Annotated in this window: 22 protein-coding genes; 9 read left to right on the forward strand and 13 right to left on the reverse strand. The window is 70.1% G+C overall.

The features are described 5' to 3' along the window. Nucleotides 1-16 precede the first annotated feature (16 nt). Both G361_RS0109480 and G361_RS0109485 read right to left on the reverse strand, forming a co-directional pair. Entirely contained in the window at nucleotides 17-841 is an 825-nt protein-coding gene (locus tag G361_RS0109480; RefSeq protein WP_026342853.1) for a CoA transferase subunit A, read from the reverse strand. A 391-nt stretch (nucleotides 842-1,232) separates the two neighbouring features. Next, entirely contained in the window at nucleotides 1,233-2,381 is a 1,149-nt protein-coding gene (locus tag G361_RS0109485) for an alpha/beta fold hydrolase (RefSeq protein WP_196814452.1), read from the reverse strand. Between the two features lie 70 nt (nucleotides 2,382-2,451). Between G361_RS0109485 and G361_RS0109490 the strand changes: the two genes are divergently transcribed. Next, nucleotides 2,452-3,423, forward strand: coding sequence for an amidohydrolase family protein (locus G361_RS0109490; protein WP_019926836.1), 972 nt, complete (start codon nucleotides 2,452-2,454; stop codon nucleotides 3,421-3,423). A 9-nt stretch (nucleotides 3,424-3,432) separates the two neighbouring features. Here G361_RS0109490 and G361_RS0109495 read toward each other — a convergent pair whose 3' ends face one another. After that, nucleotides 3,433-4,062, reverse strand: coding sequence for a TetR/AcrR family transcriptional regulator (locus G361_RS0109495; protein ID WP_019926837.1), 630 nt, complete (start codon nucleotides 4,060-4,062; stop codon nucleotides 3,433-3,435). Between the two features lie 136 nt (nucleotides 4,063-4,198). On the opposite strand from G361_RS0109495, the gene G361_RS0109500 reads away from it, so the two are divergent. From G361_RS0109500 to G361_RS0109510, 3 genes are read left to right on the forward strand one after another with little or no spacing between them, the layout of a single operon-like run. Then, nucleotides 4,199-5,338, forward strand: coding sequence for a VOC family protein (locus G361_RS0109500; protein ID WP_019926838.1), 1,140 nt, complete (start codon nucleotides 4,199-4,201; stop codon nucleotides 5,336-5,338). Further along, on the forward strand, nucleotides 5,335-6,273 hold the full coding sequence (locus G361_RS0109505; RefSeq protein ID WP_019926839.1) for a fumarylacetoacetate hydrolase family protein: 939 nt from the start codon (nucleotides 5,335-5,337) through the stop codon (nucleotides 6,271-6,273). The genes G361_RS0109500 and G361_RS0109505 overlap by 4 nt, the downstream gene beginning before the upstream one ends. Then, nucleotides 6,270-7,868, forward strand: coding sequence for a bifunctional 3-(3-hydroxy-phenyl)propionate/3-hydroxycinnamic acid hydroxylase (locus G361_RS0109510; RefSeq protein ID WP_019926840.1), 1,599 nt, complete (start codon nucleotides 6,270-6,272; stop codon nucleotides 7,866-7,868). Before G361_RS0109505 ends, G361_RS0109510 begins: the two co-directional genes overlap by 4 nt. A gap of 101 nt (nucleotides 7,869-7,969) precedes the next feature. Here the strand turns inward: G361_RS0109510 and G361_RS0109515 are convergent, their stop codons facing one another. The 4 genes from G361_RS0109515 to G361_RS0109530 are packed head-to-tail and all read right to left on the reverse strand — an operon-like array spanning nucleotide 7,970 to nucleotide 11,324. Further along, entirely contained in the window at nucleotides 7,970-8,419 is a 450-nt protein-coding gene (locus G361_RS0109515; RefSeq protein ID WP_155981384.1) for a MarR family winged helix-turn-helix transcriptional regulator, read from the reverse strand. 39 nt (nucleotides 8,420-8,458) lie between these two features. Continuing rightward, a complete protein-coding gene (dmpG, locus tag G361_RS0109520) occupies nucleotides 8,459-9,496 on the reverse strand; it encodes a 4-hydroxy-2-oxovalerate aldolase (protein ID WP_019926842.1) in 1,038 nt (345 codons plus the stop codon). Further along, nucleotides 9,493-10,455 carry an acetaldehyde dehydrogenase (acetylating) gene (locus G361_RS0109525; protein ID WP_019926843.1) on the reverse strand — a complete coding sequence of 321 codons (963 nt, stop codon included), beginning with the start codon at nucleotides 10,453-10,455 and terminating at the stop codon, nucleotides 9,493-9,495. Before G361_RS0109525 ends, dmpG begins: the two co-directional genes overlap by 4 nt. Then, a complete protein-coding gene (locus tag G361_RS0109530) occupies nucleotides 10,452-11,324 on the reverse strand; it encodes a 2-keto-4-pentenoate hydratase (RefSeq protein ID WP_019926844.1) in 873 nt (290 codons plus the stop codon). Before G361_RS0109530 ends, G361_RS0109525 begins: the two co-directional genes overlap by 4 nt. Before the next feature lie 103 nt (nucleotides 11,325-11,427). On the opposite strand from G361_RS0109530, the gene G361_RS0109535 reads away from it, so the two are divergent. The 3 genes from G361_RS0109535 to G361_RS0109545 all read left to right on the forward strand — a co-directional run bounded on the left by G361_RS0109535 (nucleotide 11,428) and on the right by G361_RS0109545 (nucleotide 14,371). Continuing rightward, on the forward strand, nucleotides 11,428-12,201 hold the full coding sequence (locus G361_RS0109535) for an IclR family transcriptional regulator (protein ID WP_019926845.1): 774 nt from the start codon (nucleotides 11,428-11,430) through the stop codon (nucleotides 12,199-12,201). Between the two features lie 145 nt (nucleotides 12,202-12,346). Then, nucleotides 12,347-13,153: an LLM class flavin-dependent oxidoreductase gene (locus tag G361_RS0109540; protein ID WP_019926846.1), complete on the forward strand. Its 807-nt coding sequence runs from the start codon at nucleotides 12,347-12,349 to the stop codon at nucleotides 13,151-13,153. A gap of 102 nt (nucleotides 13,154-13,255) precedes the next feature. Beyond that, nucleotides 13,256-14,371, forward strand: coding sequence for a hypothetical protein (locus G361_RS0109545; RefSeq protein ID WP_019926847.1), 1,116 nt, complete (start codon nucleotides 13,256-13,258; stop codon nucleotides 14,369-14,371). 20 nt (nucleotides 14,372-14,391) lie between these two features. On the opposite strand, the gene G361_RS0109550 is transcribed toward G361_RS0109545, so the two are convergent. The 4 genes from G361_RS0109550 to G361_RS0109565 all read right to left on the reverse strand — a co-directional run bounded on the left by G361_RS0109550 (nucleotide 14,392) and on the right by G361_RS0109565 (nucleotide 19,916). Then, a complete protein-coding gene (locus G361_RS0109550) occupies nucleotides 14,392-15,843 on the reverse strand; it encodes an NAD(P)/FAD-dependent oxidoreductase (protein WP_019926848.1) in 1,452 nt (483 codons plus the stop codon). A gap of 79 nt (nucleotides 15,844-15,922) precedes the next feature. Further along, nucleotides 15,923-16,516: a hypothetical protein gene (locus G361_RS0109555; RefSeq protein ID WP_019926849.1), complete on the reverse strand. Its 594-nt coding sequence runs from the start codon at nucleotides 16,514-16,516 to the stop codon at nucleotides 15,923-15,925. Between the two features lie 26 nt (nucleotides 16,517-16,542). Further along, complete coding sequence (locus G361_RS0109560; protein WP_019926850.1) at nucleotides 16,543-17,694, reverse strand: methyltransferase; 1,152 nt, start codon at nucleotides 17,692-17,694, stop codon at nucleotides 16,543-16,545. Between the two features lie 206 nt (nucleotides 17,695-17,900). Further along, a complete protein-coding gene (locus G361_RS0109565) occupies nucleotides 17,901-19,916 on the reverse strand; it encodes a hypothetical protein (protein ID WP_019926851.1) in 2,016 nt (671 codons plus the stop codon). Between the two features lie 135 nt (nucleotides 19,917-20,051). Between G361_RS0109565 and G361_RS0109570 the strand changes: the two genes are divergently transcribed. Next, on the forward strand, nucleotides 20,052-20,687 hold the full coding sequence (locus G361_RS0109570) for a TetR/AcrR family transcriptional regulator (RefSeq protein WP_019926852.1): 636 nt from the start codon (nucleotides 20,052-20,054) through the stop codon (nucleotides 20,685-20,687). On the opposite strand, the gene G361_RS0109575 is transcribed toward G361_RS0109570, so the two are convergent. Continuing rightward, nucleotides 20,626-21,381: a DUF4386 domain-containing protein gene (locus G361_RS0109575; protein ID WP_019926853.1), complete on the reverse strand. Its 756-nt coding sequence runs from the start codon at nucleotides 21,379-21,381 to the stop codon at nucleotides 20,626-20,628. The two genes, G361_RS0109570 and G361_RS0109575, sit on opposite strands and share 62 nt — an antisense overlap. Nucleotides 21,382-21,502: 121 nt before the next feature. Here G361_RS0109575 and G361_RS0109580 point away from each other — a divergent pair, with 121 nt between their 5' ends. Beyond that, nucleotides 21,503-22,270: a TetR/AcrR family transcriptional regulator gene (locus G361_RS0109580; RefSeq protein WP_019926854.1), complete on the forward strand. Its 768-nt coding sequence runs from the start codon at nucleotides 21,503-21,505 to the stop codon at nucleotides 22,268-22,270. On the opposite strand, the gene G361_RS0109585 is transcribed toward G361_RS0109580, so the two are convergent. Continuing rightward, complete coding sequence (locus G361_RS0109585; RefSeq protein WP_019926855.1) at nucleotides 22,259-23,716, reverse strand: aldehyde dehydrogenase; 1,458 nt, start codon at nucleotides 23,714-23,716, stop codon at nucleotides 22,259-22,261. The genes G361_RS0109580 and G361_RS0109585 overlap by 12 nt on opposite strands. Between the last annotated feature and the right edge of the window lies 1 nt (nucleotide 23,717).

The following is a 23,717-nucleotide window of genomic DNA, read 5'->3' on the forward strand; positions in this document are numbered from 1 at the left end:
GGATTCTCCACTGTGGTCACGGCCGGACTCCGATCGGCGCCGCGTACACGTGCTCGTCGAGCCAGCGGGTGAACCCCTCGCGGTCGCGGCCGATCGGATCCCACGCGGCGTAGTAGGCGTTGTCGCGCTCGGAGTAGCCCTGCGCGTAGGAGGGATGCGCGCCGCCGGGCACCGCGGCCACGGCGGTCACGGCCCAGGACGGCAGCACCACGCCGCCGGGTACCGGGGTCAGCTCGTCGACGATCTCCTCGACGGTGACCAGGCTGCGCCGGGCGGCCAGCACGGCCTCCTTCTGCACCCCGACCAGGCCCCAGAGCTGCACATTGCCCTTCCGGTCGGCGCGCTGCGCGTGGACGATCGAGACGTCCGGATTCAGTGCCGGCACCGCCATGAGTTCCTCGCCGGTGAACGGGCAGGTGATCGGCTTGACGGTGTCGGTGACGGTCGGCAGATCGGTGCCCACGTATCCGCGCAGCACCGCGAACGGCAGTCCGGAGGCGCCGGCGACATAGCGATTGGCCATGCCAGCGTGGCTGTGTTCCTCGATCGCCAGCGGGACCGGCCAGGAGTTCTGCACCGCGTCCCGGAACCGGTGCAGCGAGCCGACCCCCGGATTACCGCCCCAGGAGAAGATCAGCTTCCGGGCACAGCCGGCGCCGATCATCTGGTCGTAGACGATGTCCGGAGTCATCCGGACCAGCGTCAGGTCGCGACGGCGCTGCCGGATGATCTCCTGCCCGGCGGCCACCGGAATCAGATGGGTGAAACCTTCCAGCGCGACGGTATCGCCGTCGTGCACCAGATCGGCCACCGCCTCCGCCAAGGACGTAATCCTGGCCACGATCGCTCCCTCGTTCCTGTTCATCCGAACTCGTCGCCGCCCGGCCCGTTCACCCCGAAAGGGACCGTGCCCCACTCGGATTCGACGGATCGGCAGCCCGATCCCGGACACGGCGGGACCCTCGGCCACGATCGCGGCTCCCGTCCCGGCACAGCCGAGCGGTCGCGAATCGGCGACTCCACAACCCAAGATGTTCGGTATGCGTACAAATGGTTGCTATACGAACATCGTAGGCCGACTCTACTCGCGACTCAAGTCGCCCGCATCGATATCCGGCATCGACGCCGCCGGGAGACGGCCCGCCCACACGTCACCGCGGCAGTGATCGGCGTCACTTCAGCCTAACCGGCCGGGGACGCACGAATGTGCTGCTCGGGAACTCCGAGATCGACTAGGGATGCGCCGGGAAGAACGACCGCGCGATCGCGGTGAACTGCGCCGGCGCGTCCAGATGCGTGACGTGCTCGGCGTCGATCCGCTGATAGAAACCGTTGGGCAGCAACGACATCGCCCGGTCGGCATCCTGCTGATCCATCGCGCCGTAGAGGATGTCGCCGTCGACCCACGAATAGTTCGCGTGCAGCAGCATCGTCGGCGCCGTGATCCGCGCCAGCGCCGCCGCGTGATCGAAGCCCTCGTTCCAGGTACCGCGATAGAAGGCATCACCGAAGGCCGGGTCGTACTGGTGGTCCATACCGCGCAGGAACAGCCGGATCATGTCGTTGCCCACGATGTCGAGTTCGACGGGCACCCCCGGCCGCAGCAGCCGTTGCGCCCGGACGGCGTCCGCCAGTACCACGTTCGATCCGGGAAATACGTTGTTGTCGAAGAACTCCCGGCTGTCGTCGATCCAGAACAGCAGGAAGTCGTCGACGTGCTGCCCGATCGCCTTGTGGCTGGAGGCGAAGTCGCGATAGGCGATGGTCTGCTCGATCCGTGGATATTCCGAGGCGAACAACGGCGGATCCTCGAGCAGGACCGCCGTCACCAGATCGGGACGTTCGGCCGCGAGCCAGGCGGCCAGCAGGCCGCCCGAGGAATTGCCGGTGACGTAGGCCGGGCGCCCCACCACGGAGTCGAGCAGGGCGGCCAGATCGGCCCCGATTCGGTTGGCGGCCATGGGATATCCCGCCGGCGTGCGGGTCCCGCCGTGCCCCTGATAGTCGATGTCGAAGACGTGGTAGTCCGCCGCCAGCGCCGGGAGCACCCGGCTGTAGCTGAACCAGTCCATCTGCTGTGCGTGCAGCAGCACCAGAGCGGGGCCGGACGCCGGACCCTCCCGGTAGCCGAACCGCACGCCGTCGATCTCCGCGGTCTTCGCGACATAGCCGGCCTCGCGGACCTTCGCATGCCACGGCGCGTCGACCGCGATCCCCTTGGGCACGATGTCGCCGGCCGGCGGCGAGGCCGGGGCCCGGCCCGCGGCGCGCGCCGACAGCACGCCGGCGCCGAGCAGGATCCCGCCCGCCGACAGGGCCCGCCGCCGGGAAACCATCCGGGGCCGATCCGCCCGCGACTCTTCGCCGTGCCGTCCGAACATGGGCTCGACATTACAGCCGATATCGCCAACAGTGGCGGTTTCGTACACTTCTGACGATATTCTCAGACATATGACCGAGCTGATCGATGTGCACAGCCATTTCGTCCCGGATTGGTACTCCGAGCAGGCACGACGCGCGGGCCACGACACTCCCGACGGGATGCCGGCCTGGCCGGCGTGGAACGTCGCGGACCACCTGCGGCTCATGGACGAGCGCGGGATCGGCCGATCGCTGCTGTCGCTGTCGACCCCCGGCGTGACCGTCGTGGATCCCGCCGCGGCGCCGGCCCTGGCGGCGCGGGTCAACGACGCGGCGGCGGCGGTCTGCGGCAACCACCCCGATCGGTTCGGATTCCTCGCCTCGCTGCCGCTGCCCGACGTCGGGGCCGCGCTGGCCGAAGCCGAACGGGCCCTGGACACCCTCGGCGCGAGCGGCGTGATCCTGCAAACCCATTCGCGCGGAACATATGTCACCGACGCCACGCACGACGAACTCTGGGCGATGCTCGCCGCGCGCCGGATACCGGTTCTCCTGCACCCGACCTCACCGCCGGGCTGGGAGGCGACCGCGCTCGGCTACCCCCGGCCGATGATCGAATTCCTTTTCGACACTGCACGTGTCGTCTGCGGACTGCTGCTCGGCGGGGCGCTCGACCGGTATCCCGGCCTGCGGCTGGTGATCCCGCACAGCGGCGGCGTCCTGCCGTTGTTGGTCGCCCGCGCGAGCGTCTTCCAGCAGGGTCTGCGGTGGCTCGCGCCGCCGAGGCATCCGACGGCGCAGGCCGCGGATTTCCGTGCCGCCCTGAGGGAGCTGTGGTGGGACCTCGCGGGTTCGCCGGACGAGACCGCGCTCGGCGCGCTGTCGGCGTGCGCGGACGAACACCGGCTGGTCTACGGCAGCGACTACTGCTTCACCCCCGCGCACGCCGTCGGCGTGCAACAGGACGTACTCGATCGCTGCTGGAAAGCGTTCGGCGGCAACGGATCCTGGCGGTCCACCACCGCGGCGAACGCCGCCGCGCTACTGGATCCGGCGCGGTGAGCGCCTCGCTCACCCCACCTCGGGCAGCGGACGGGAGCACAGATCCTCGACGTCGGCGTCCGGTAATCCCATGCCGCGCAACACCTGCCGGGTGACCGCGTCGGTGGTCTCGGCGACATCGCGCTCGGGTTGCGAGAGCAGCATCTGCCCGAGCGACAGGGAGGCGCCGACGATCACGGCGGCGGCCAGATCCACATCCTCGACCCGGAAGCGGCCCGCGGCGACCGCGACCCGGATATCCCGGGTGGCCCGCGGCACGAGACCGCCCTCCGACAACAGGATTCCGGTGCCGCGGCGCAGCACGACGAGGGTGAGTTCACGATGGCGGCGATAGAGATGCCCGGTCATCCGGAAGCTCTGCGTGAACGCCTCCGCGGGATCCTCGATGCGAGCGGTCAATTCGTCCATCAGCGTGCCGTGGGCCTCGAGGACCGCGTCCACGGCCGCGTCGAACAATTCCGTCTTGGTGGCGAAGTGGTTGTAGAAGGAACCGTTGCCCACGTCCGCGGTCGAGGTGATCTCGAGGACCGACACATCGGTCCGGCCCTCGGCGAGCAGTTTCTGCCCGGCCCGGATCAACGCCGACCGGGTGGTGGCCTTCCGCCGCTCGGTACGACTGAGGCCGTCGCGCAGCACCACGTCAACCACCGCCCTTCGTCGCACACGTTTCCGAGAATAGATCAGCCTATCACTGACGATATCGTCAGATAATCTCTTGACTGACGATAACGACGGATGTGACGATATCGTCACATGCGTATCGAGGAGAGTGGCGATGACCACGTTCGGGGACGTACACGAGGGACTGCACGCCGACGGTGTGGCGCTGCGCGGCGAACATCCGGGCCGGCATCCGAATCCGGTCGTCAAGGTGGTCGATCTGGCCTGGCTGGAATTCGGGAAACCCGATCTGACCCGCACCGCGGCATTCGCCGCCGACTTCGGTTTCACCCCGGTGCTGCACACCGCCGACGAACTGCACCTGCGCGGAACGCATGCGGGCCCGCCCTGTGTGGTCGTGCGCCGGGCGGCCCGTTCGGCATTCCTCGGCCCGGCGTTCCGGGCCGCGACCGCCGACGACGTCCGCCGCTTCGCCGAGGCCGCCGGGGTGGGCGTCGAACCGCTGCCGGAAACCCTCGGCGGCGTGTCGGCGACCACCCGCGATCCCGGCGGCGCCCGGGTCCGGGTCGTCACCGGATGCACCGAACACCCCGCCCTGCCCGCGCAGCCGGCCTGGACCGACCACAACACCGGCGACCGGCTCGTCCGGATCAACCGGGGTCAGCGCGCCCCGCGCGAGGCCGCGTCGATCGAGCGCCTCGGCCATGTCGTACTCCAGTCCGATCGCTACCTCGAGGCGCTCAACTGGTATCTCGCGCAACTCGGGCTGATCGTGAGCGATTTCCTCTACTACCCGGGGCAGCGCGACCGCGGCCCGGTGATGAGCTTCCTCCGCTGCGACCGCGGGGACACCCCGTCCGACCACCACACCCTCGCGCTGATGCTCGGCCCGGCGAACCGCTACGTCCACTCGGCGTATCAGGTCCGCGACCTCGATGTGCTGGCGGCCGGCGGAGAGTACCTGCGGGAGCGGGGATATCGCCGATCCTGGGGAATCGGACGGCACATCCAGGGCAGCCAGATCTTCGACTACTGGCGGGATCCGGACGGCCTGATCGTCGAGCACTTCACCGACGGCGACCGCTTCGACCGTTCGGTCGCACCCGGATGGGCGCCGATGAGCGCGTCCGGGCTGGCCCAATGGGGACCACCGGCGACCGCCGACTTCCTCGGCACACCCCCGAGCCCGCGGTCACTGGGAGAACTGCGCTCGATCGTGTCCGCATTGCGGTGCGCCGACAACGAATTCGACACCCGGCGCCTGCTGGGATTCCTGAAGGTGGCCAACTCGTGAGCCTTTCCGTCCTGCGCACCCGGGACCACTGGTGGGTGCTGCTTCCCGGCGGCGCCCGCGAGATCGGCACGGCCGCAACCACGACCGCCGAACTCCTCGCCGATCGGGCGGCGATCGCGGCGGCGGCCCGGGGCACCGGTCCGCTGACCGATCCGGCGGGCCTGGCGCTGCTGTCGCCGGTCACCGCGCCCTGCCGGGTCATCGCGCAGATGACGAATTACGTCTCGCACGTGCGGGATTCGGGAATGAATCCGGATACCGTGCCGCTCACCTTCTTCCGCAAGTCCTCGGGTTCGATCAGCGGTCCGCACGACGACGTCGTCAAGCCCCCGCATGTCGCGCTGCTGGACTACGAGGTGGAGATCGGGCTCGTCTTCGGGCAGACGATCGAGGTGGGCACGAGTATCGGCCCCGCCGACCTGCCCCGGGTGATCGCGGGACTGGTGATCACCGACGACGTCTCCGCCCGGGACGTGCAACTGCCGAAAACACAGTTCTACGAGGCCAAGTCGTATCCGACGTTCACCCCGACCGGGCCGGTTCTCCTCCTCCTGGAAGACGGGGAGTTCGACCGCTTCACCGACCTGCGGCTGACCCTGCGGGTCAACGGTGAGATCCGGCAGGACTCGACCGTCGCCGACATGATCCATCCGCCCCTGGACGCCCTGCGCACGCTGTCCCGGTTCCAGCGGGTCGATCCGGGCGACCTGCTGCTCACCGGCACGCCGGGCGGGACCGCACTGGTGGCCCCGCCGAAACCGATCGAGATCATCGGCGCGCTGCTGCCGCCACACATCAAGTGGCAGAGCTTCTTCCGGCGCCAAGCCGGCAATCCCCGCTATCTGCGGGACGGCGACATCATCGAGGCTTCGATCGCCACCGGCGACGGAATCCTGGACCTCGGGATCCAGCGCACCCCGGTGCGGTACGCATGACGGTCCCCGCCGGCGGGGATGCGGCGTCACCCCGCACCGGGACAACGGCATTCGCCGCGCACCGGCAGGTCGTGATCGTCGGCGCGGGGCCCACCGGTCTCACCGCGGCGGCGCTGCTCGCCGATCGCGGTGTCGAATGCCTGGTGCTGGATCGCCGCGACGAGGTCCATCCGCAGCCGCGGGCCGTGCACCTCGACGACGAGGTCTACCGGATCCTCGGAATGCTGGACGTGGCAGCCGAATTCGCGGCGATCTCGCGGCCGGGTGCGGGCCTGCGGCTGCTCGATGCCCGGCATCGGGTGCTGGCGGAGTTCTCGCGCGCGACCACGGCGGGCCGGCACGGTTTTCCGGCGGCCTCCATGTTCGACCAGCCCGAACTCGAGCGGCTGCTGCGCCGCGCCGTCGCGCGCCGCCCCCGGATCACGCTGCGGACCGGGGTCGAGGTGGAGCAGGTTGTGCACGAACGGGATTGCGCTCGTGCCGCGCTGGTCGACCGACGTACCGGTGATCGCGCGGTGGTACGCGGGCGGTTCGTCCTGGGGGCCGACGGCGCCAACAGCATCGTCCGGGCGAGCATCGGAAGCCGGTGGGAGGAAAGGGGGTTCACGCAACGGTGGCTGGTCGTCGATATCGGGACCTCGGCCGGCCTCGGGCAGTGGGAGGGTGTCCACCAGGTGTGCGATTCGTACCGGGCGGCCACCTTCATGCGCATCGGCGCCACCCGGTATCGCTGGGAATTCCGGTTGCGCGCAGGCGAATCGGTGACGGATTTCGACGACCTGGACCGGCTCGACCCGCTGATCCGGCCCTGGCTGGGCGAGACGGCCGGTGCGGATCTCGAGCTGATCCGCGCGGCCGAGTACACGTTCCGGGCCTGTGTCGCGGATCGCTGGCGCGACCGCCGGATCCTGCTGCTCGGCGACGCGGCGCATCTCACCCCGCCGTTCATCGGCCAGGGCTTGGGATCGGGCATGCGGGACGCCGCGAATCTGGCCTGGAAACTGGCCGGGGTGCTGCACGGTGATCTGCCGGCGGAAAGCCTGGACAGCTACCAGGCCGAGCGTAAACCGCACGCGGCGGCGCTGATCCGGCTCGCGGTCGGGATGGGCGCCACGATGACCCGCGGCGGGGTGACCGGCGACCGAATGCGGCGGCTGGCGGTGCCGCTGCTGGCCCGGTTACCCGGTTTCGCGGCGATGGTGACCGACAGTGCGACGCCGCCGCTGTCGCCGTCGATGTTCGTGCGCCCCGGGCCGCGCACGGTTCCGTGGCGCGGCAGGCCCCTGACCGGAACCCTGTGCCCCAACCTGCCGATCGTGCCGGGCGGGCCGCGGCTCGACCGGTCCGGGGAACGCCGATTCCTGGTACTGACTCTGGATTCTCCCAGTGCTGCACAGGAATTCGAGATCCGGCGGCGCGGCGCGGCGGTGGTGCGGGTAGGCCCGGACAGTGAGCTGGGAGCCTGGCTCGGCAAGGCGGCTGCCTGCGCGGCGATCGTCCGGCCGGACCGGACCGTGCTGACCGCCGGTGGATCGGTGGCGGCGGTCTACACCTGTCTGCCGGTGCTGCCGGATCGGGTCCCGCACCCGTCGTGATGCGCGAAAGACGCTGAGCCGCAACCCGGCTCAGCCTCCGTGCACGACATTCCGATCTGCGGCAGGCCGCGAAATCGTCCGGCGGCGAGCTCGATGCGATGTCACGCGCGCCGGTCGCCGGTGAGTGCGCGGCGACCGGCGACGAGGTACTCCCGGAACCGGTCGCGGTCGGCCGCGTCGAATCCCACGAGCATGCGTTCCTCCAATTGCGCGACCAGCGGGTTGTATTCGGCCAGGAACGCGTGTCCCTGTGCCGTCAGGCTGATCACCAACCGGCGGCGGTTGGCCGGATCGGCGGACCGCTCGATGAGTCCGTGCCGTTCGAGCGCGCTCACCAGATCCGAGGTCGACTGGGCCCGTACGAACGAGGCACGCGCCAGATCCGCCGCCGACATCGTCCGCCGCCGTTCCAGGACGGTGAGCGCGGTGTACTGCAGGGCGGTCACGCCGGACGGTTTCAGCACGGCATCGAGTTGTGACCGAGTGGCCAGCTCGAGCCGCTTGACCAGGTACAGCAGCAGCGCGGCGGTGGGCTCGGGGGATGGGGTCACCACGTCATTCAACCAAACCGGGCCGGGGCGGTCGTACGCTCAGCCCGCCGCCGGCACCGCGCCGGCGTCGCGTTCGGCGACCATGGTGAGCGCGATGTCGACGATCATGTCCTCCTGACCGCCGACCAGGCCGCGGCGACCGGCTTCCATGAGCAGGCTGCGGACCTCGATCCCGTATCGCTGCCCGGCGGCTTCGGCGTGCCGCAGGAAGCTGGAGTACACCCCCGCGTAGCCGAGGGTCAGCGTCTCACGGTCGACGCGGACCGGACGGTCCTGCAAGGGGCGGACCAGATCGTCGGCGGCGTCCTGCAACGCGAACACGTCACAGCCGTGCTTCCACTCCAGCAGATCCGCGACGGCCACGAACGCCTCGATCGGGCAATTGCCCGCGCCCGCACCGTGTCCGGCCAGCGACGCGTCCACCCGGTACACGCCGTTCTCCACCGCCACCACCGAATTCGCCACGGACAGTGAGAGATTCTCGTGCGCGTGGATACCGATCTCGGTACCCGCGTCGAGGATGTCCCGGTAGGCACGGACCCGGTCGCGGACACCGTCCATGGTCAGGCGCCCGCCCGAGTCGGTCACGTAGACACAGTGCGCGCCATAGGATTCCATCAGTTTCGCCTGCGCGGCCAGTTCCGCCGGCGGGGCCATGTGGCTCATCATCAGGAAACCCGAGACGTCCATACCCATCTCGCGGGCGGTCGCGATGTGCTGCGCGGACACGTCGGCCTCGGTGCAGTGCGTCGCCACCCGCACCGACCGCACACCCAGCTCGTAGGCGCGTCGCAGATCCGCGACCGTGCCCACACCGGGCAGCAACAGCGTGGTCAAGCGGGCGTCGGTCAGGTTGGCGGCGGCCGCTTCGATCCAAGCCCAGTCACTGTGCGAGCCGGGACCGTAGTTCACCGAACCGCCGGCGAGCCCGTCGCCGTGCGCGACCTCGATGGCGTCGACCCCGGCCGCGTCGAGTGCGGCCACGATCCGGCCCACGTTCTCCGGGGTGATCCGGTGCCGCACCGCGTGCATACCGTCGCGCAGGGTGACGTCCTGGACGAAGATCGTCGTGGTCATCGGGTGGTCTCTTTCTGTTGCAGGTCGTGGGCGATCCGTTCGGCGACCCGCAGCCCGGCCGAGGTCATGATGTCGAGGTTGCCCGCGTAGGCGGGCAGGTAGTGGGCCGCACCCTCGACCTCGAGGAATACCGACACCCGATGGGTCGGCACGGTCGCGGTGCCGTCGGCGAGCAGGGTGTGCACCGGCTGGTCGGCGGGAATCGGGTCGATCTGCACGTCCTGTTTCAACCGGTAACCCGGCACGTAGGCGGCGACGTCGGCGGTCATCTCGGTGATCGACTCGCGGATGCGGTCCTGGGTGTCCGGGTCCGGGGCGTCGACCAGGCAGAACACGGTGTCGCGCATGATCAGTGGCGGCTCGGCCGGATTCAGGACGATGACGGCCTTACCGCGTTCGGCGCCGCCGACCTGTTCGATGGCGTGGGAGGTGGTCTCGGTGAACTCGTCGATATTCGCGCGGGTGCCCGGTCCGGCCGATTTCGAGGCGATCGACGCCACGATCTCCGCATACGCCACCGGCGCGACCCGCGACACCGCGGCGACGATCGGGATCGTGGCCTGGCCGCCGCAGGTCACCATGTTCACGTTCACCGCGTCCAGGTGGTCGGCGATGTTGACGGCCGGTACCACGAACGGGCCGATCGCGGCCGGGGTGAGGTCGATCAGTCGCTTGCCCAGTGGGGCGAGCCGCGCGTGAGTGGTCGTGTGCGCCTTCGCGGAGGTGGCGTCGAAGACGATCTCGATCTCGTCGAATCCGGGCATCGCGAGCAGGCCCTCGACACCCTCGTGGGTGGTGGGCACCCGCAACCGGGCCGCGCGCGCGAGACCGTCGGAGTCGGGGTCGATGCCGACCATGGCGGCCATCTCCAGTACCTGGGAGTGCCGCAGTACCTTGATCATCAGATCGGTGCCGATATTGCCCGACCCGATGATCGCGACCTTCGTCTTCGCGCTCATCGCGCATCCTCCTCCGGAGCAGTGGTCTTCGTCGCGGTGAAGGAGGCCGAAACCGAGCCCAGCACACCGATGTTCGCGGTGACGGTGGCGCCGGCGTGCAGCGGCCGCATCGGCCCCAGCGCACCGGAGAGGATCACCTGCCCCGCACGCAGCGGGTCACCGAATTCGCGGGCCCGAAACGCCAGCCACGACAACGCATTCAGCGGATCACCCAGACAGGCGGCGCCGTTGCCGGTGGACACGACCGCACCGTCGATCGCCATACTCATCGTGACGTCGACAGGATCGAATTCCGCGAGACTCGAACGCTTTTCACCGAGTACGAACAGCCCGCTCGACGCGTTGTCGGCGACGGTGTCCGCGAACGAGATGTCCCAGCCGGTGATGCGGCTGTCCACGATCTCCAGCGCCGCCACCGCGTACGCCACGGCCGCCCGGCACTGCGCGACATCCAGCGGGCCGTCGGCCAGATCGGCGGCCAGCACGAACGCGACCTCCGCCTCCGCGCGCGGCTGCAACAGCCGGTGCATCGGGATCTCGTCGCCGTCGCGGTAGGCCATATCGGCGAACAGCACCCCGAAGTCGGGCTGATCCACCCCCAACTGCTGCTGCACCGCCGCCGACGTGGCACCGATCTTGCGCCCCACGACGGCGCCGCCCGCGACGCGCACCGCATTGAACCGCTCCTGCACCCGATATGCCGCGGCGATGTCCTCCGGGCCGATCAGGTCGCGGACCGGGGCGCAGGGCACACCGGAGGCGGCCGCGGCGGCCAGCCGCTGCGCCGCACTCTCGATGACCGAGTCGTCGACCCGCGCCGCGGCGGTATCGCCGAGCCGCGCCGCGGCGGTATCGGAACTGCTGGACACGTGGACCTCCTTGTTCGGGTGTGTGGACCCAGTTGACTCCGGGCACCCGCGGGTGGGCCAGTAAACTGGTCCACTCAGTGAACCGACGACGGAGAACAGCGTGGTGACGGACCGGAAACTCGACGAACGATCGGTACTCGGCCGGGCGATCCTGATCCTGGAATCGTTCGGCGTCGAGGACCGTGCCGTGGGGTTGTCCGAACTGGCCCGCCGCACCGGCCTGCCGAAGGCCACCGTGCACCGCATCAGCCAGGATCTCGCCGCCGCGCGTCTGCTCACCGCCTCCGCCGAGGGCTACCGGCTCGGCCGCGGCCTGTTCGAACTCGGTATGCGCGCCGCCGCGGAACGCACCCTCCTGGAGGTCGCCGTCCCGTTCCTCCAGGACCTCTACACCCGCACCGGCGAAACGGTCCACCTCGGCGTCCGCGACGGCGACGAGGTCGTCTACATCAGCAAACTCGGCGGCCACCGCCAGGCCCGCTCCCCGTCCCGCGTGGGCGGCCGAATGCCGTTGTACTGCACCGCAATCGGCAAAGCCCTGCTCGCCCACTCGGACCCGCTCACCATCGACCGCATCCTCACCGGCCCACTCCCCCGCCGCACCCCGCGCACCATCGTCGCCCCCGGCCTGCTCCGCACCCAGCTCGAGCACATCCTCGACCAGGGCATCGCCTACGAATACGAGGAATCCGCCACCGGCATAGTCTGTCTCGCCGCCCCCATCCTCGACGGCACCGACCCCGTCGCCGCGATCTCCGTCACCGGACCGGCCACCCGCTTCCGCCCGGAATCCCACGCCGTCCCGGTCCGAGCCGCCGCCACCGGCATCGCCTCGATCCTCGCCCGCCGCGCCACCCGCAACGACCCGAATTCCTGACCAGCGGAACCGGTTTCACCAGCGACAGGTGTTCCGAGTGAGGTGGACCGTTCGACGCTCCCGCCGCGGATTCCCCGACACCGATTAGTTTCGGGTGGACGCTCGGTCGATACCTCCGGAAGTACCGGCAGACAGGAGTCCAGAGATGAAAAGACCGTTCCGGTTCGGGGTGGTCGCCCCGCTGCGAAGCGACGTGGCGACGTGGCGCGATCGGGTGCGCCGCATCGCCGACAGCGGCTACTCGACACTGCTGGTACCGGATTTCCCGCTGACGCAGCCGGCGCCGGGCCCGATGCTGGCCACCGCCGCGGCAATCACCGACCTGCGGGTGGGCACGTGGGTGTACGCGTCTCCCCTGCGTCCGGCGTGGCTGACGGCGTGGGAGGCGCACTCGCTGTCGCTGCTGACCGACGGCCGGTTCGAGATGGGCATCGGCACCGGCCGGCCCGGAATCGCCGAGGAACTGCGCGACAAGGGGGTGCCCGGCGTTCCCCCGCCGGGCGAGCGGCTGGCGCAGGTACGCGAAACCGTCAGCAGGCTACGGGATTTCGACGGCCCCGACCGTCACACGCCGGTGGCGATGGCGGTATCCGGTCCGAAGGCCCGCGCGCTGGCGGCCGAGGTCGCGGATACGGTCACCTTCCCGCTCGACGATCGGCCCCGCAGTGAGGTCGCGAAGCTGATCCGGGAGTTCCGTACCCTCGGCGACCCCGAGCTCGCGCTCGCCGTACCGGTGATCGGCGACACCGTCGCACCGCACATGGCCTCACCGGACACCGACCCGGCCGCGCTGCGGGCGGTGGACGCCCTGACCGTCCTTCCCGATGACCCGGCGGCCGCCATCGAGGAGATCCAACGGCGACGGGAGGAGTTCGGCTTCTCCTATATCGTCTTCGGCGCCGACTTCGCCGAGAGATTCGCTCCGGTCGTCGCCGAACTGGCCGGTCGGTAGCCCGGCGGCGCGGGTGGCCCCCGGTCCCGGGAATGTCATGATCACCGGCGTTGTTGGCAGAGGGGTTTGCGGCCGAGCCCCAGCGTGCAAAGGATATGTTCCATGTCAGACGATTCGATCGTTCTGCCGGTGACCCTCGACGGTCTGTTCGACGAGTTCCGGATGGGTTCGCTGCGGTTGCGCAACCGATTCGCGATGGCTCCCATGACCCGCGGGCAGTCGCCGGAGGGGATTCCGAACGCCGAGAACGTCGGCTACTACCGTGCCCGCGCCGCCGGCGGTGTGGGCCTGATCATCACCGAGGGCACCTATATCCGCGGCCCGGCGGCCGGTCCGTCCGCGGAGGTGCCGCGGATCTATGGCGAGGACAGCGCCGCCGGTTGGCGGGCCGTGGTCGAGGCCGTCCACGCCGAGGGCGCCGCGATCGTGCCGCAGCTGTGGCATCTCGGCGTGGCCCGTGGCGATGCTCCCGCCTTCGAATCCGCGACGCCGTCCGTGAGCCCCTCGGGTGTGGACCATGACGGCCGAGCGGTCGGCCGCCCGCTCACCGGTAACGATCTCGAGACGCTCATCGGCTCGTACGTGGAGTCGGCGGTCCTGGCCCGGCAGCTGGGGTTCGACGGCATCGAACTGCACGGCGCGCACGGCTATCTGCTCGACCAGTTCTTCTGGGCCGCAACCAATCACCGCACCGACGAACACAACGGCGCGGCGCGCGAACGGGCGGCGTTCCCGGCGCGGGTGGTGGCGGCCGTCCGCGCGGCGGTCGGCTCCGACTTCCCGATCATCTACCGCTTCTCGCAGTGGAAGGGTGTCGACTACACCGCCCGGATCGCCGAAACCCCCGGCGAGCTCGAACAATTGCTGACCCCGCTGGTCGACGCCGGCGTCGACATCTTCCACACCTCGCTGCGGCGGCACTGGCTGCCCGAATTCACCGACCACGCAACCGATTCCAGCCTCGCCGGCTGGACCAAGAAGATCACGGGCCTACCGGTGATCACCGTCGGATCCGTCGGGGTCGACAGCGTCTTCCGCGGCGACCACATCGACGAGAGCCAGGCCGACCGCTTCCGCGTCCTCCAGGAACAGTTCGAACGCGGCGAATTCGACATCGTCGCCCTCGGCCGGGCACTGCTCGCCGACCCGCAGTGGGTCGACAAGATGCGGACCGGACGCCTCGCCGACATCGTCCCGTTCCGCACCCTGACGCGGTAGGAAGCGAGCCGGCGCGCCGCTCACGAAGCGGGGAACCAGGTGGGGATGGTGTCGCGGACGAAGGAGCTGATGCATTCGATGGTGGGGCCGGAGAGGATTTCGCCGACGAAGTAGATGCCGTCGCGGCCCTGGACGGCTTCCACGCGGTCGAACCAGCCGTCGCGCAGGGCTTCCGCGCTGGGGTAGGCGGGCCATTCGGCGATCGTCTCGGCGAGCAGTTCCGGTTCGCGGAACAGGAACAGGGTGTCCTTCGCGATGGACCAGGCTTCGGCGTCGGTGATCGTGGTGTCGGAGTTGCTGAAGCACACCCAGTTCCGGCCGGGGTGTTGTTTGTTGGCCGCGGTGATGCGGTGCAGCGCCTGGTCCGGATCGGTGTCGGTGTAGCTGCCGTAGGGGTCGATGACCCAGAAGCCCAGTGGCTCCGGGGAATCGGGGCGGCGGGGGAAGGCGATCGGCTCCTCCCCCGCTCGGATCAGGTAGCTGCGGGTCCAGGCCCGGGGGCAGTTGCGTTCGGCGAAGAGGTCGTGAATATCGCCGGTGGGGAACACCTCTCGGATCTGGGAGGGGCGGCCGGTCATGACGACGCGGGCGTAGATCCGCTCGTGGTCGTGGCCGTCCGCGCGCCAGGTGACCCGGATCGCTTCGGGTGCACGGGGTTCGATGCGGGTCACCGTGGCATTCAGGGTGATGCGGAGTCGCTGGTCGTCGGCGATGCGCTGGAGCAGGCTGCGGAATCCGTGGGGGAAGCCGAGACTGACCGGGCGGCGGGATCCGATCTGGGCCACCAGTGAGGGTGGCATGCGCTGCAGCAGGGCTTCTCGGTCCGCGGGGTACAGGCGCAACATCATCTTGGCCAGTTGGGAGACGTGGCCGTTGATGTGCGCGTTGATGTTGACGACGGTTTCCGCGGGCTGGCGTGGCCGCCGCATGTTCGCGTACAGCACCAGGCCCTGGAGGATTTCGCCGACCAGGGGTGCGTGCCTGGCGCGGTAGCTCTCCCAGGTCTCGCCGGGAATGCGGTCGAAGGCCAAGCCGCGCAGGCCCGCTCCGGTTCGGTCGCGGCGGGCCCGCTCGAGGATGGTCCATGCGGCGGCCAACTGGTCGGCGGCCTGCTCCGCGGTCAGGGAGGACAGCAGGGGCACGAAATGTGGTGGCACGGCCGGTTGTGGTTCGCCCGACGGGGAGCGGGCGACGAAATGCAGGATCTCGGGCTGGGTGGGGACGGGGTGCCGGGTGATCAGTTCGTGGATGGCGGTGCTCGCCATATCGGCGCCGAAGTCCTGCTGCACGATGAGATGCGCGTGGAAATCGTAGATTTCGCCGTCCGCCTCGGCGGTCCGGCACAGTCCGCCGAGGTGCGGCGACGCCTCGAGGATCTCGACGTTGCGGTAACCCTGGTCGTGCAGCTTCGCCGCGGCGAGGATGCCGCTCTGGCCTGCGCCGACGACACAGATCGGTGCCCCGCGGTCCATGACGGCTCCTCGCTCGATGTCCGGGCCTCAGTATGACCGCGAATCGCCGCGCGCACAGGCGGTTTCGACCGCGCCCCGGTCAGAACTTGCCGGTGTGGCGTTCGATGCGGTGCCCGAGGCGGGTGGCGAGTTCGGCGAGGAATTCGTCGGTGAGCGGCGGCCAGCCCCAGAAGTCGAAGGCGAGGGCGCCCAGGGCGAAGTTGTCCGCCCATGCCCAGGCGGTGACGGGGCTCGCGGTTGCGCAGGAGGGGCAGGTCACCGTGCCGGCGCCGGTGCGCTTCCAGGCGTCGATCGCATCCGAGAACGGTTGCCAGACAGCGGGATCGGCCTCCCATCGTTCCGGGTAGTCGATGATCACGGTGGTCGCGCGGCAGTGCGGGCAGTCCGCGCCGGACGGTTCGACGGCACCCTGGCCGGCGTAGTGCTCGTGGCGGCCGACGATGACGGCGACGGGGCCGGGGATCCAGTCGGCGCCCCATTCGCGGGTGATCTGCGGCCAATCCGGGCCGGGCACATGGCCTTCGTCGACCTGGAGGCTGTACATCGAGTCGCCGGAGGTCTCCCGCAGCAGCCACCGCCGCGACACCATCCAGTCGATCATGTGCTCGGCCAGCGTGTTCGCCTCGGCCGCGGTCACCTCGAGGTCGACGATACGTTCGAAATAATCACCCACACCCGATATCCTGCCATCGGCGCCGACTATCGCCGGGTGGCCGGGTCCGGGCCCGGCTTGCGGCCGTGGACCATCGAGGTCGGCCCGATCAGCCGGCCGGTCCGGATGTCGACGAAACCTGTTTCGTGCAGCCAGGTTTCGCATTCGGGAAGGGTGGCCTCGAAGCCGCCGCGCATCTCCAGCATGATGTTCAGGCTGGACAGCCGGCTCATCAGGTTGTTGCGGCGGCGGGGGTCGATCATCGCGTCGTAGACGAGGACCGCGCCGCCGGGCGGAAGTGCGTTGTACGCCTTGGCCAGCAGGTCCCGGCGCACGGATTCGCCGTAGCCGTGCAGGATGTGGCCGAAGGAGATGACGTCGGCGCTGGGCAGCGGTTCGTGGAACATGTCGCCGGGGATGAACAGCAGGCGGTCGCCCAGGCCGTAGGACTCGACGTATTCCCGGAAGATCGGCTCGACCGCCGCGAGGTCGTAACCGGCGCCGGTGAGGTGCGGATGGGTCAGGGCCAGGCGGACCGGGAGCGCGCCCTGTGCCGATCCGATATCGACGAAGGTGCGGAATCTGCGCCACGGGAAGCGGGACGCGATGAGCATCGCCTCCCCGGTCGCAATGCCCGTCATACCGGTCAGGAAATCCCGCAGCGCGGCGGGGTCGCGGTAGAGGGTGGAGAAGAATTCGTTGCCGCCGCGTTCCTCGCCCGCCTCGGGGATGCCCGTGCGCAGCAGATCGCTCAGGCCCGCCCACAGCCCGTACAGGCGTTTACCCGACAATTCCAGCAGGCCGCCCACGTAGTTCGGGCCGGCGGGACGCAGGAACAGGGCGGCCGCGCGGGAATTCGCATAACGGCCGGAGCGGCAATGACGCAACAGGCCCAGATCCACCAGAGCGTCGAGGAACGGGGCGGCCGCGCGCGGATGCCAGCCCATCCGCTCGCACAGTTCGGGCATGGAACGGCGGGCGGTCGCCAGTTCGGTGAACAGTCCGAATTCGACCGCCGTGACCACGACCTGTGCCGCCGAGAACGCCGTCCCGGCCCGGACGATCGCCTCCGGATCGGCGAGGCGGCGCAACAACGCGGCGCCGATCCGGTTCTGGAAGATCCGCATGATCAGCTTCTCGCGGCGGAGACGGACGCCGCAGCGGACCTCGGGTCCGGCCGCGCTCCCGGAATACGACACCGTTCTCGCCCCTCACTGGCCGCCCCGGGCGGCCCCTTCGGACAACGGATGGATCGGTCACAGGCTGGGTGGGAACGCTACCCGTCCGGCGCATCGGCACGGTCGCGACGGCATCGATCGAGCCGGAATCGAGCAGTTACCGAGGCCGGCGGGATTCGCGGTATTCCGTCACGGACGGGTATCGAAGCACCGGAACCGATCCGAGTTCAATCGGTGACCACGACACGCACTCGGGCGAGGTTGTCGACCCGGGCGTAGCCGTCGTCCGGGTCGCCGTCGGGGTGCGAGGAGACCCGCACGGTGACGAAATGCGTTGCCGGTCCGGTGAATACGTGCTCCCGCTCGACCTCGACGGTGCCGGCCGGGGTGAATTCGTCGTATTCGGTGAAGTCGCCGGTGCCGTCGAAGTCCCAGGCGAGAGCCACGATCCGCCCCGCGCCGGGCGGGGTTTCGGCGATCGCCCGCAGCCGGACCGGACGTCCCGCGACGGTGTCGGCGCGGTCACCACCGTCGGCGGTCAGCGTGACGACCGGCTGCACCCCGAGCCGGTCGGCGGCGCGCGCGGGAACGTGTACCTGCCCGTCGTCGACGGTGTAGCGCGTGGTCGCGGCGGGCGGGCGGCCGGTCTCGACCCAGGCGCTGAGCTGCCGCAACGCCTGATGCAGCACGCCGAGGTAGGTGACGGTCCGGGTCGGATACTCCTGACGTTCGTCGTCGCCGTGCAACGCGTGGTCGACGTACCAGAGCCGGAACCGGTCGTCGGTGCGGTCGCCGAGATGTTCGCGCACCCGGGCCCGGTACCAGTCGGCCTGCCACGGGAACGCCTCCCGGTCCAGCAGGCAGGCCACCACGATCATCTTGCCGGTGAACCGCCCGGTCGGCAGGTGACCGGAGGCGGCCGCGGTGAACAGCGGGCCGAGCAGCAGCGGCCGCTGCGGATACCGCGGTGTGCCGTCCGCGTCGCGGAACTGGTCCCAAACCGCGTAGGACGCGTCGGGGACCTGGTGCCGGTGATAGGTCTGGGCGGCGAGGAACGCGCTGTTGTCGATCTCGACGGTGTCGCCGGGGGCGAGCCCGGTCAGCACCCCGGCGTGATCGGGTGCGTCCAGAAGCGCTGTGTCGCCGTGGAATCCGGAGATCGTCACTCGATTACCCGCTGCCGCACCGGTTCTCACGAACAGATCGGCGCCCTGCGCGGGCGCGGCGGCGGCGATACCGGGCACCTCGACGGCCACGATCGCGTCCGGCTCCCCGGCCGGGCCCTTGAACGCGTCGTCGACACCCCCGTGCGGTGTCCCCGCCGCGTGGTGGTCCGGGATCCCGCGATCCCGGGCCTGCGCACGGGTGAGCGGACCGGTGGTCTCGCAGCGGTACCGCACGCGGTCGCGATGCACCGAGGCGCCGGGGTCGGCGCCGAGATAGCCGGGGCTGCTCCAGAAGTCGGCCGAATAGGTCGGATCCACCAGCAGCACATGGGGATACAGCGTGCCGAACGCGTGGAAACCCATGGTGCGGTGACCGAACCAGGACCGGACCGGGAATCCCATCCGGGTCACCTCGGCGAGAGCCGCGCGCTGCTCGTCGGTCAGGCCGGTGTCGATCGCACGGCCGGAGCCGGCGTCGGCGGCGTCGGCGATCGAGTCGAGCCGGTCGCGCAGGACGCGCTGCGCGTGCATGCGGACGGTGAACACGTTGGGAATGGCCATGGGACTGCCGATCACGTACGGCACGAAGCCGTCCCACGCGCCCTCGGTGCTCTCCGCGCCGCCGATGGTCCGGTAGCCGCCGCCGCTGCCGCCGTAGGCGTATCCGTAGGTGCGGTGCTCGCCGTACAGCCGCCGCGCCACGACCCGCGAGTACCGGGCCACGGCGGCATTCGCGCGATAGGCGGTGACGGTCGGATCCGTCACCGCGCCACCGGGTGTCGCCGGACTGCCGCCGCCGTTGGTCTCCACGAAGTACGCGCCGGAGGAGAACGCGAACCCGATCTTGTCCGCCCGGCCGGTCGCGCGCGGGGCGAGGTGCTTGCTGTCCGGGACCGGGGTGATGTGCTGGAAGAACCGGCCCCGATAGTCCCCGGCGGGCGGGAAGTACAGCGAGAACCGGGTGTCGGTGCCGGTGAAACCGCCGTGCACGTACCGATGCGGCACCGGACCCGTGCGCCACTCGTCGATGTCGAGGTAGGGCGCGGCGAAGTCCGGGTCGGCGGGGTTCGGTTCCACGGGTCTCCTCGGCGTCGAAATTCGAGCAAATACATGCTCTCGATGCGCAGGCATCGCTTGACCGGACCATTCAAGCGCAGCGTCCGCACGAAAACCAGTCTTTACTCAGAATTGGCGATGCGTAGAGTCGGGGGCGTGTCGACAGCACCGGTCCGCAACCGCGGCAACTACGCCAGGACCGCGCAGCGGCGGCGGACGATCGCGCGCGCGGTCCTCGACCTCGTGCTCGAGAAGGGGCACGACGGGGTGACCACCGCCGAGACCGCCGCCCGCGCCGGGATCAGCGAGGCAACGGTCCTCTACCACTTCCCCACCCGCGACCATCTGCTGGTCGCGGCACTGCGGCGGGTGTTCGAGGAGGACGACGAACATCTCTCGGCCGGGCTGACGGCGCTGGATCTGGACCGGCTGCGCACCTATGCCACCGGCGGCCCGCGCGAAATCGCGCTGCTGTACACGACTTTGGCGGGTCACGCGGGCACGTCCGGCCATCCGGCCCGCGAATTCTTCGCCGAGCACTATGCCGAGGCGCGCGACCGATGGACCGGCATCATCGCGGCGCGGCAACAGGACGGCCTGGCCCATCCCGGCCTCGATCCGGCCGAGACCGCGCGGCAGTTCCTGGCCACCTGGACCGGGCTGCGCGCGCAGTGGCTGGTCGATCCGGATTTCGACCTGGGCGCCGCGCTGATCTCCGCATTCCGCCGACTCACCGGGCAGAATTGGATGGAGGTTCGGCAGCGACTGCTGGAGCCCGGTGCGGGCCTGTGACATCCGGCCGGAAACCCTTGACCAGCAACCATATTCCCAGCGACAGCTCCCACAGCGCGATCGGCAGGGCGGCGACGGCGGCCGCCGGCGAGCCCTGCGGGTAGGCGCCGAACACGCTCGCGACCACGGAGGCCAGCAGCAGCGGAGCTCCGACGAGCCCCAGCAGCGGGATGATCCGCGGCACCAGACGGTACCGGTACAGCACCGAGCCGAGCAGCAGCGCGTTGGCGACGGGCATGAGACTCTGGCCGAACAGGAAGCTTCCGTCGTGTACGGCCACCAGTGCCCGGCCCGCGGTGACCAGCGCCGCCGGATCCGCGCCGCCGTCGTGGCGCAGCGTGACGATCGACCACAGTGTCACGACCCCGACGAGGATCAGCCCGGCCTCCAGCAGCCGCGTGCCCACGAAGCCGGCGGCCGCGGTCTCGCTGTACCGCCGCGTCACCGGGAACAACGCCACGGCGGTGCCGGCGCAGGCGAACGCCAGCACCACCTCGAGCAGCGTCCCCCACCGCACGCTGGCTGAATCTCCCACGCCGAGAACGAAATCCGTGTGATGGAGCACCGGCTCGTAGAGCGCGAGCGTGGGTATCGAGGTGACGAAGGTGACGAGATACAGCGCGCCGGCGGCATACGCGTTGTACCGCGATGTGTCACCGGCCGGTCGTGGGGCTGCGAGTGCGGTGGTACCCATGGCGAACTCTCCCGAACGTGAGGTGTACGACGTACACCTGCGATGCGGCCAAGGCTAAGGTGTACGCTGTCCACCTGTCAAGCGGACGACACGCGCGAGACCGCGACGGAGAGGATCACGATTGGTTCGGCCGGCACCCGAGCAGAACTCCGGCGGCGCGACCGCGGGGGAACCGAAGCGCCCCCGGCGCATCCCGCTCAACCGCGAGCGGGTACTCCGCGCGGCCGTGGCGCTGGCCGACGAGACCGGGCTCGACGGGGTGAGCATGCGCCGGCTGGCCCAGCATCTCGGGGTCGTCCCGATGGCCCTCTACAAACATGTCGCCGACAAGGAGGAACTGCTCGACGGCATGGTCGATCTCGTCGTCGCCGAATTCACCGCTCCCGCTGCGGATTCGGGCTGGCGGGAGTCCGTGCGGCAATACGTGTTGTCGGCGCGGCAGGTGGTGCTGCGCCACCCGTGGGCGCGCGCGGCGATCGAAACCCGCACGCGCCGAACGCCGATCGTGCTCGCCTACATGGACGCGGTGACCGGGCTGTTCCTCGCCGGCGGATTCTCCGCGGACCTCACCCATCACGTGATGCACGCACTGGGCAACCGCATCTGGGGATTCAGCCCGGAACTGTTCGACGAATCCGGCGGCGACGCCGGGCCGCCGCCGGACCCGCAGGCGCAGGCGGCGGCGATCGCCGAATTCGGCCGCCACTACCCGCACATCCTGCGGATCGCGACGGTCGCGACCGGCGGCGATCTGTCCGGTGTCGGCCAGGGCTGCGACGAGCAGTTCGAATTCGAATTCGCCCTCGATCTGCTCCTCGACGGCGCCGGCCGGCTGCACGACCGCGGGTGGAATTCCCGCGCCCCGAAGGGGTCCGGCTCAGCGCGATGAGGCCGCCCCCGAGATCGACTTGGTGTCCAGGTAGGCGTCGATCCCCTCGGGGCCGAATTCGCGGCCGATCCCGCTGGCCTTCACACCGCCGAAGGGCGCGAACGGATCCATGCTGTAGGCCGCGTTGATGCCGAGGGTGCCGGTGCGGATCTGCCGGGCCAGCGCGACGCCGCGGTCGTTGTCGGCGGTCCAGATCGAGCCGGACAGGCCGTAGTCGCCGGTGTTGGCGACCGCGACCGCGTCCCGGTCGTCGGAGTACGGGATCGCGGTCAGCACGGGACCGAAGATCTCCTCCCGCGCGATGCGCATCGCCGGATCGACCTCCGTGAACAGGGTCGGCCGGACATACCAGCCGCGCTCGAGGCCGGCCGGCGGGTCGCCGCCGCCGGCCACCAGCCGCGCGCCCTCGCGCCGCCCGGTCTCGATGTATTCGCGCACCCGATCCTGCTGGCGCCGCGCGACCAGCGGGCCGACCTGGGTGGCCGGATCGGCCGGATCGGCGACGGCGAGCCCGCCGACGGTGGCGGCGAGGGCGTCGAGGAATTCGTGATACCGCTTGCGCGGCAACAGGATCCGGGTCTGCGCGACACACGCCTGGCCGCTGTTCATCAGGCCCGCGACGACCATGCCGTCGGCGACGGCCGCCGGATCGGCGTCATCGAGGACGACCGCGGCGGATTTGCCGCCGAGTTCGAGGTTGACCTTCTTCAGGGCCGCGCCGCACGCGGCGGCGACCTGCCGGCCGGCGGCGGTGGAACCGGTGAAGGAGACCTTGTCGACACCGGGATGGGCGACGAGGTATTCGCCGATCTCCCGGCCCGCGGGCAGCACGCTGACCACCCCGGGCGGCAGGCCCACCTCGTCGAGCAGGTCGGCCATCAGATAGGCGTCCAGCGGGGTCTCCGGGGACGGTTTGAGCACGACGGTGCACCCGGCCAGCAGCGCCGGCACGAGTTTCACCACGGTGAGGAACATCGGCATGTTCCACGGGATGATCGCGGCGACCACGCCGACCGGCTCCTTGCGCACGAGGATGTCCGCGCCGAGGAAACCCGGGCGCGCCCGCTCCCACGGGATGCCCGCGGCGAGGGTGGCGAACGCGTCGATCAGCACACCGGGCAGCCGGGCGTGCGCCGAGCGCGAAAAGGTGATCGGCGCACCCATTTCCGCGGTGATCAGCTGCGCGAGCTCCTCCTGCCGCGGCCGATACCGCTCGGCCAGCGTCCGGACGATCCGGATCCGCTCGGCCGGGTCGAGCCGCGGCCACGGGCCGTGGTCGAACGCCGCCCGCGCGGCGGTGACCGCGCGGTCGACATCGGCCCGGGTGGGTTCCGGCACCCGGGCGATGGGCTGCTCGGTGTGCGGCGAGATGACCTCGATCGTGCCGGTGCCCGCGGGGGTCTCCCACCGGCCGCCGAGGTAGAGGTGGTGTCGTGTCAGCATCATC

It is taken from the genome of Nocardia sp. BMG111209, from assembly GCF_000381925.1.
Lineage (GTDB): Bacteria > Actinomycetota > Actinomycetes > Mycobacteriales > Mycobacteriaceae > Nocardia.

Bases quoted from the DNA above. Each gene is read 5' to 3' on its own strand.
- G361_RS0109540 (WP_019926846.1), top strand. From the start codon at position 12,347: ATGAAAAGACCGTTCCGGTTCGGGGTGGTCGCCCCGCTGCGAAGCGAC.
- G361_RS0109585 (WP_019926855.1), bottom strand. From the start codon at position 23,716: ATGATGCTGACACGACACCACCTCTACCTCGGCGGCCGGTGGGAGACC.
- G361_RS0109550 (WP_019926848.1), bottom strand. From the start codon at position 15,843: ATGGACCGCGGGGCACCGATCTGTGTCGTCGGCGCAGGCCAGAGCGGC.
- G361_RS0109500 (WP_019926838.1), top strand. From the start codon at position 4,199: ATGACCACGTTCGGGGACGTACACGAGGGACTGCACGCCGACGGTGTG.
- G361_RS0109525 (WP_019926843.1), bottom strand. From the start codon at position 10,455: ATGAGCGCGAAGACGAAGGTCGCGATCATCGGGTCGGGCAATATCGGC.
- G361_RS0109545 (WP_019926847.1), top strand. From the start codon at position 13,256: ATGTCAGACGATTCGATCGTTCTGCCGGTGACCCTCGACGGTCTGTTC.
- G361_RS0109575 (WP_019926853.1), bottom strand. From the start codon at position 21,381: ATGGGTACCACCGCACTCGCAGCCCCACGACCGGCCGGTGACACATCG.
- G361_RS0109485 (WP_196814452.1), bottom strand. From the start codon at position 2,381: ATGTTCGGACGGCACGGCGAAGAGTCGCGGGCGGATCGGCCCCGGATG.
- G361_RS0109510 (WP_019926840.1), top strand. From the start codon at position 6,270: ATGACGGTCCCCGCCGGCGGGGATGCGGCGTCACCCCGCACCGGGACA.
- dmpG (WP_019926842.1), bottom strand. From the start codon at position 9,496: ATGACCACGACGATCTTCGTCCAGGACGTCACCCTGCGCGACGGTATG.
- G361_RS0109490 (WP_019926836.1), top strand. From the start codon at position 2,452: ATGACCGAGCTGATCGATGTGCACAGCCATTTCGTCCCGGATTGGTAC.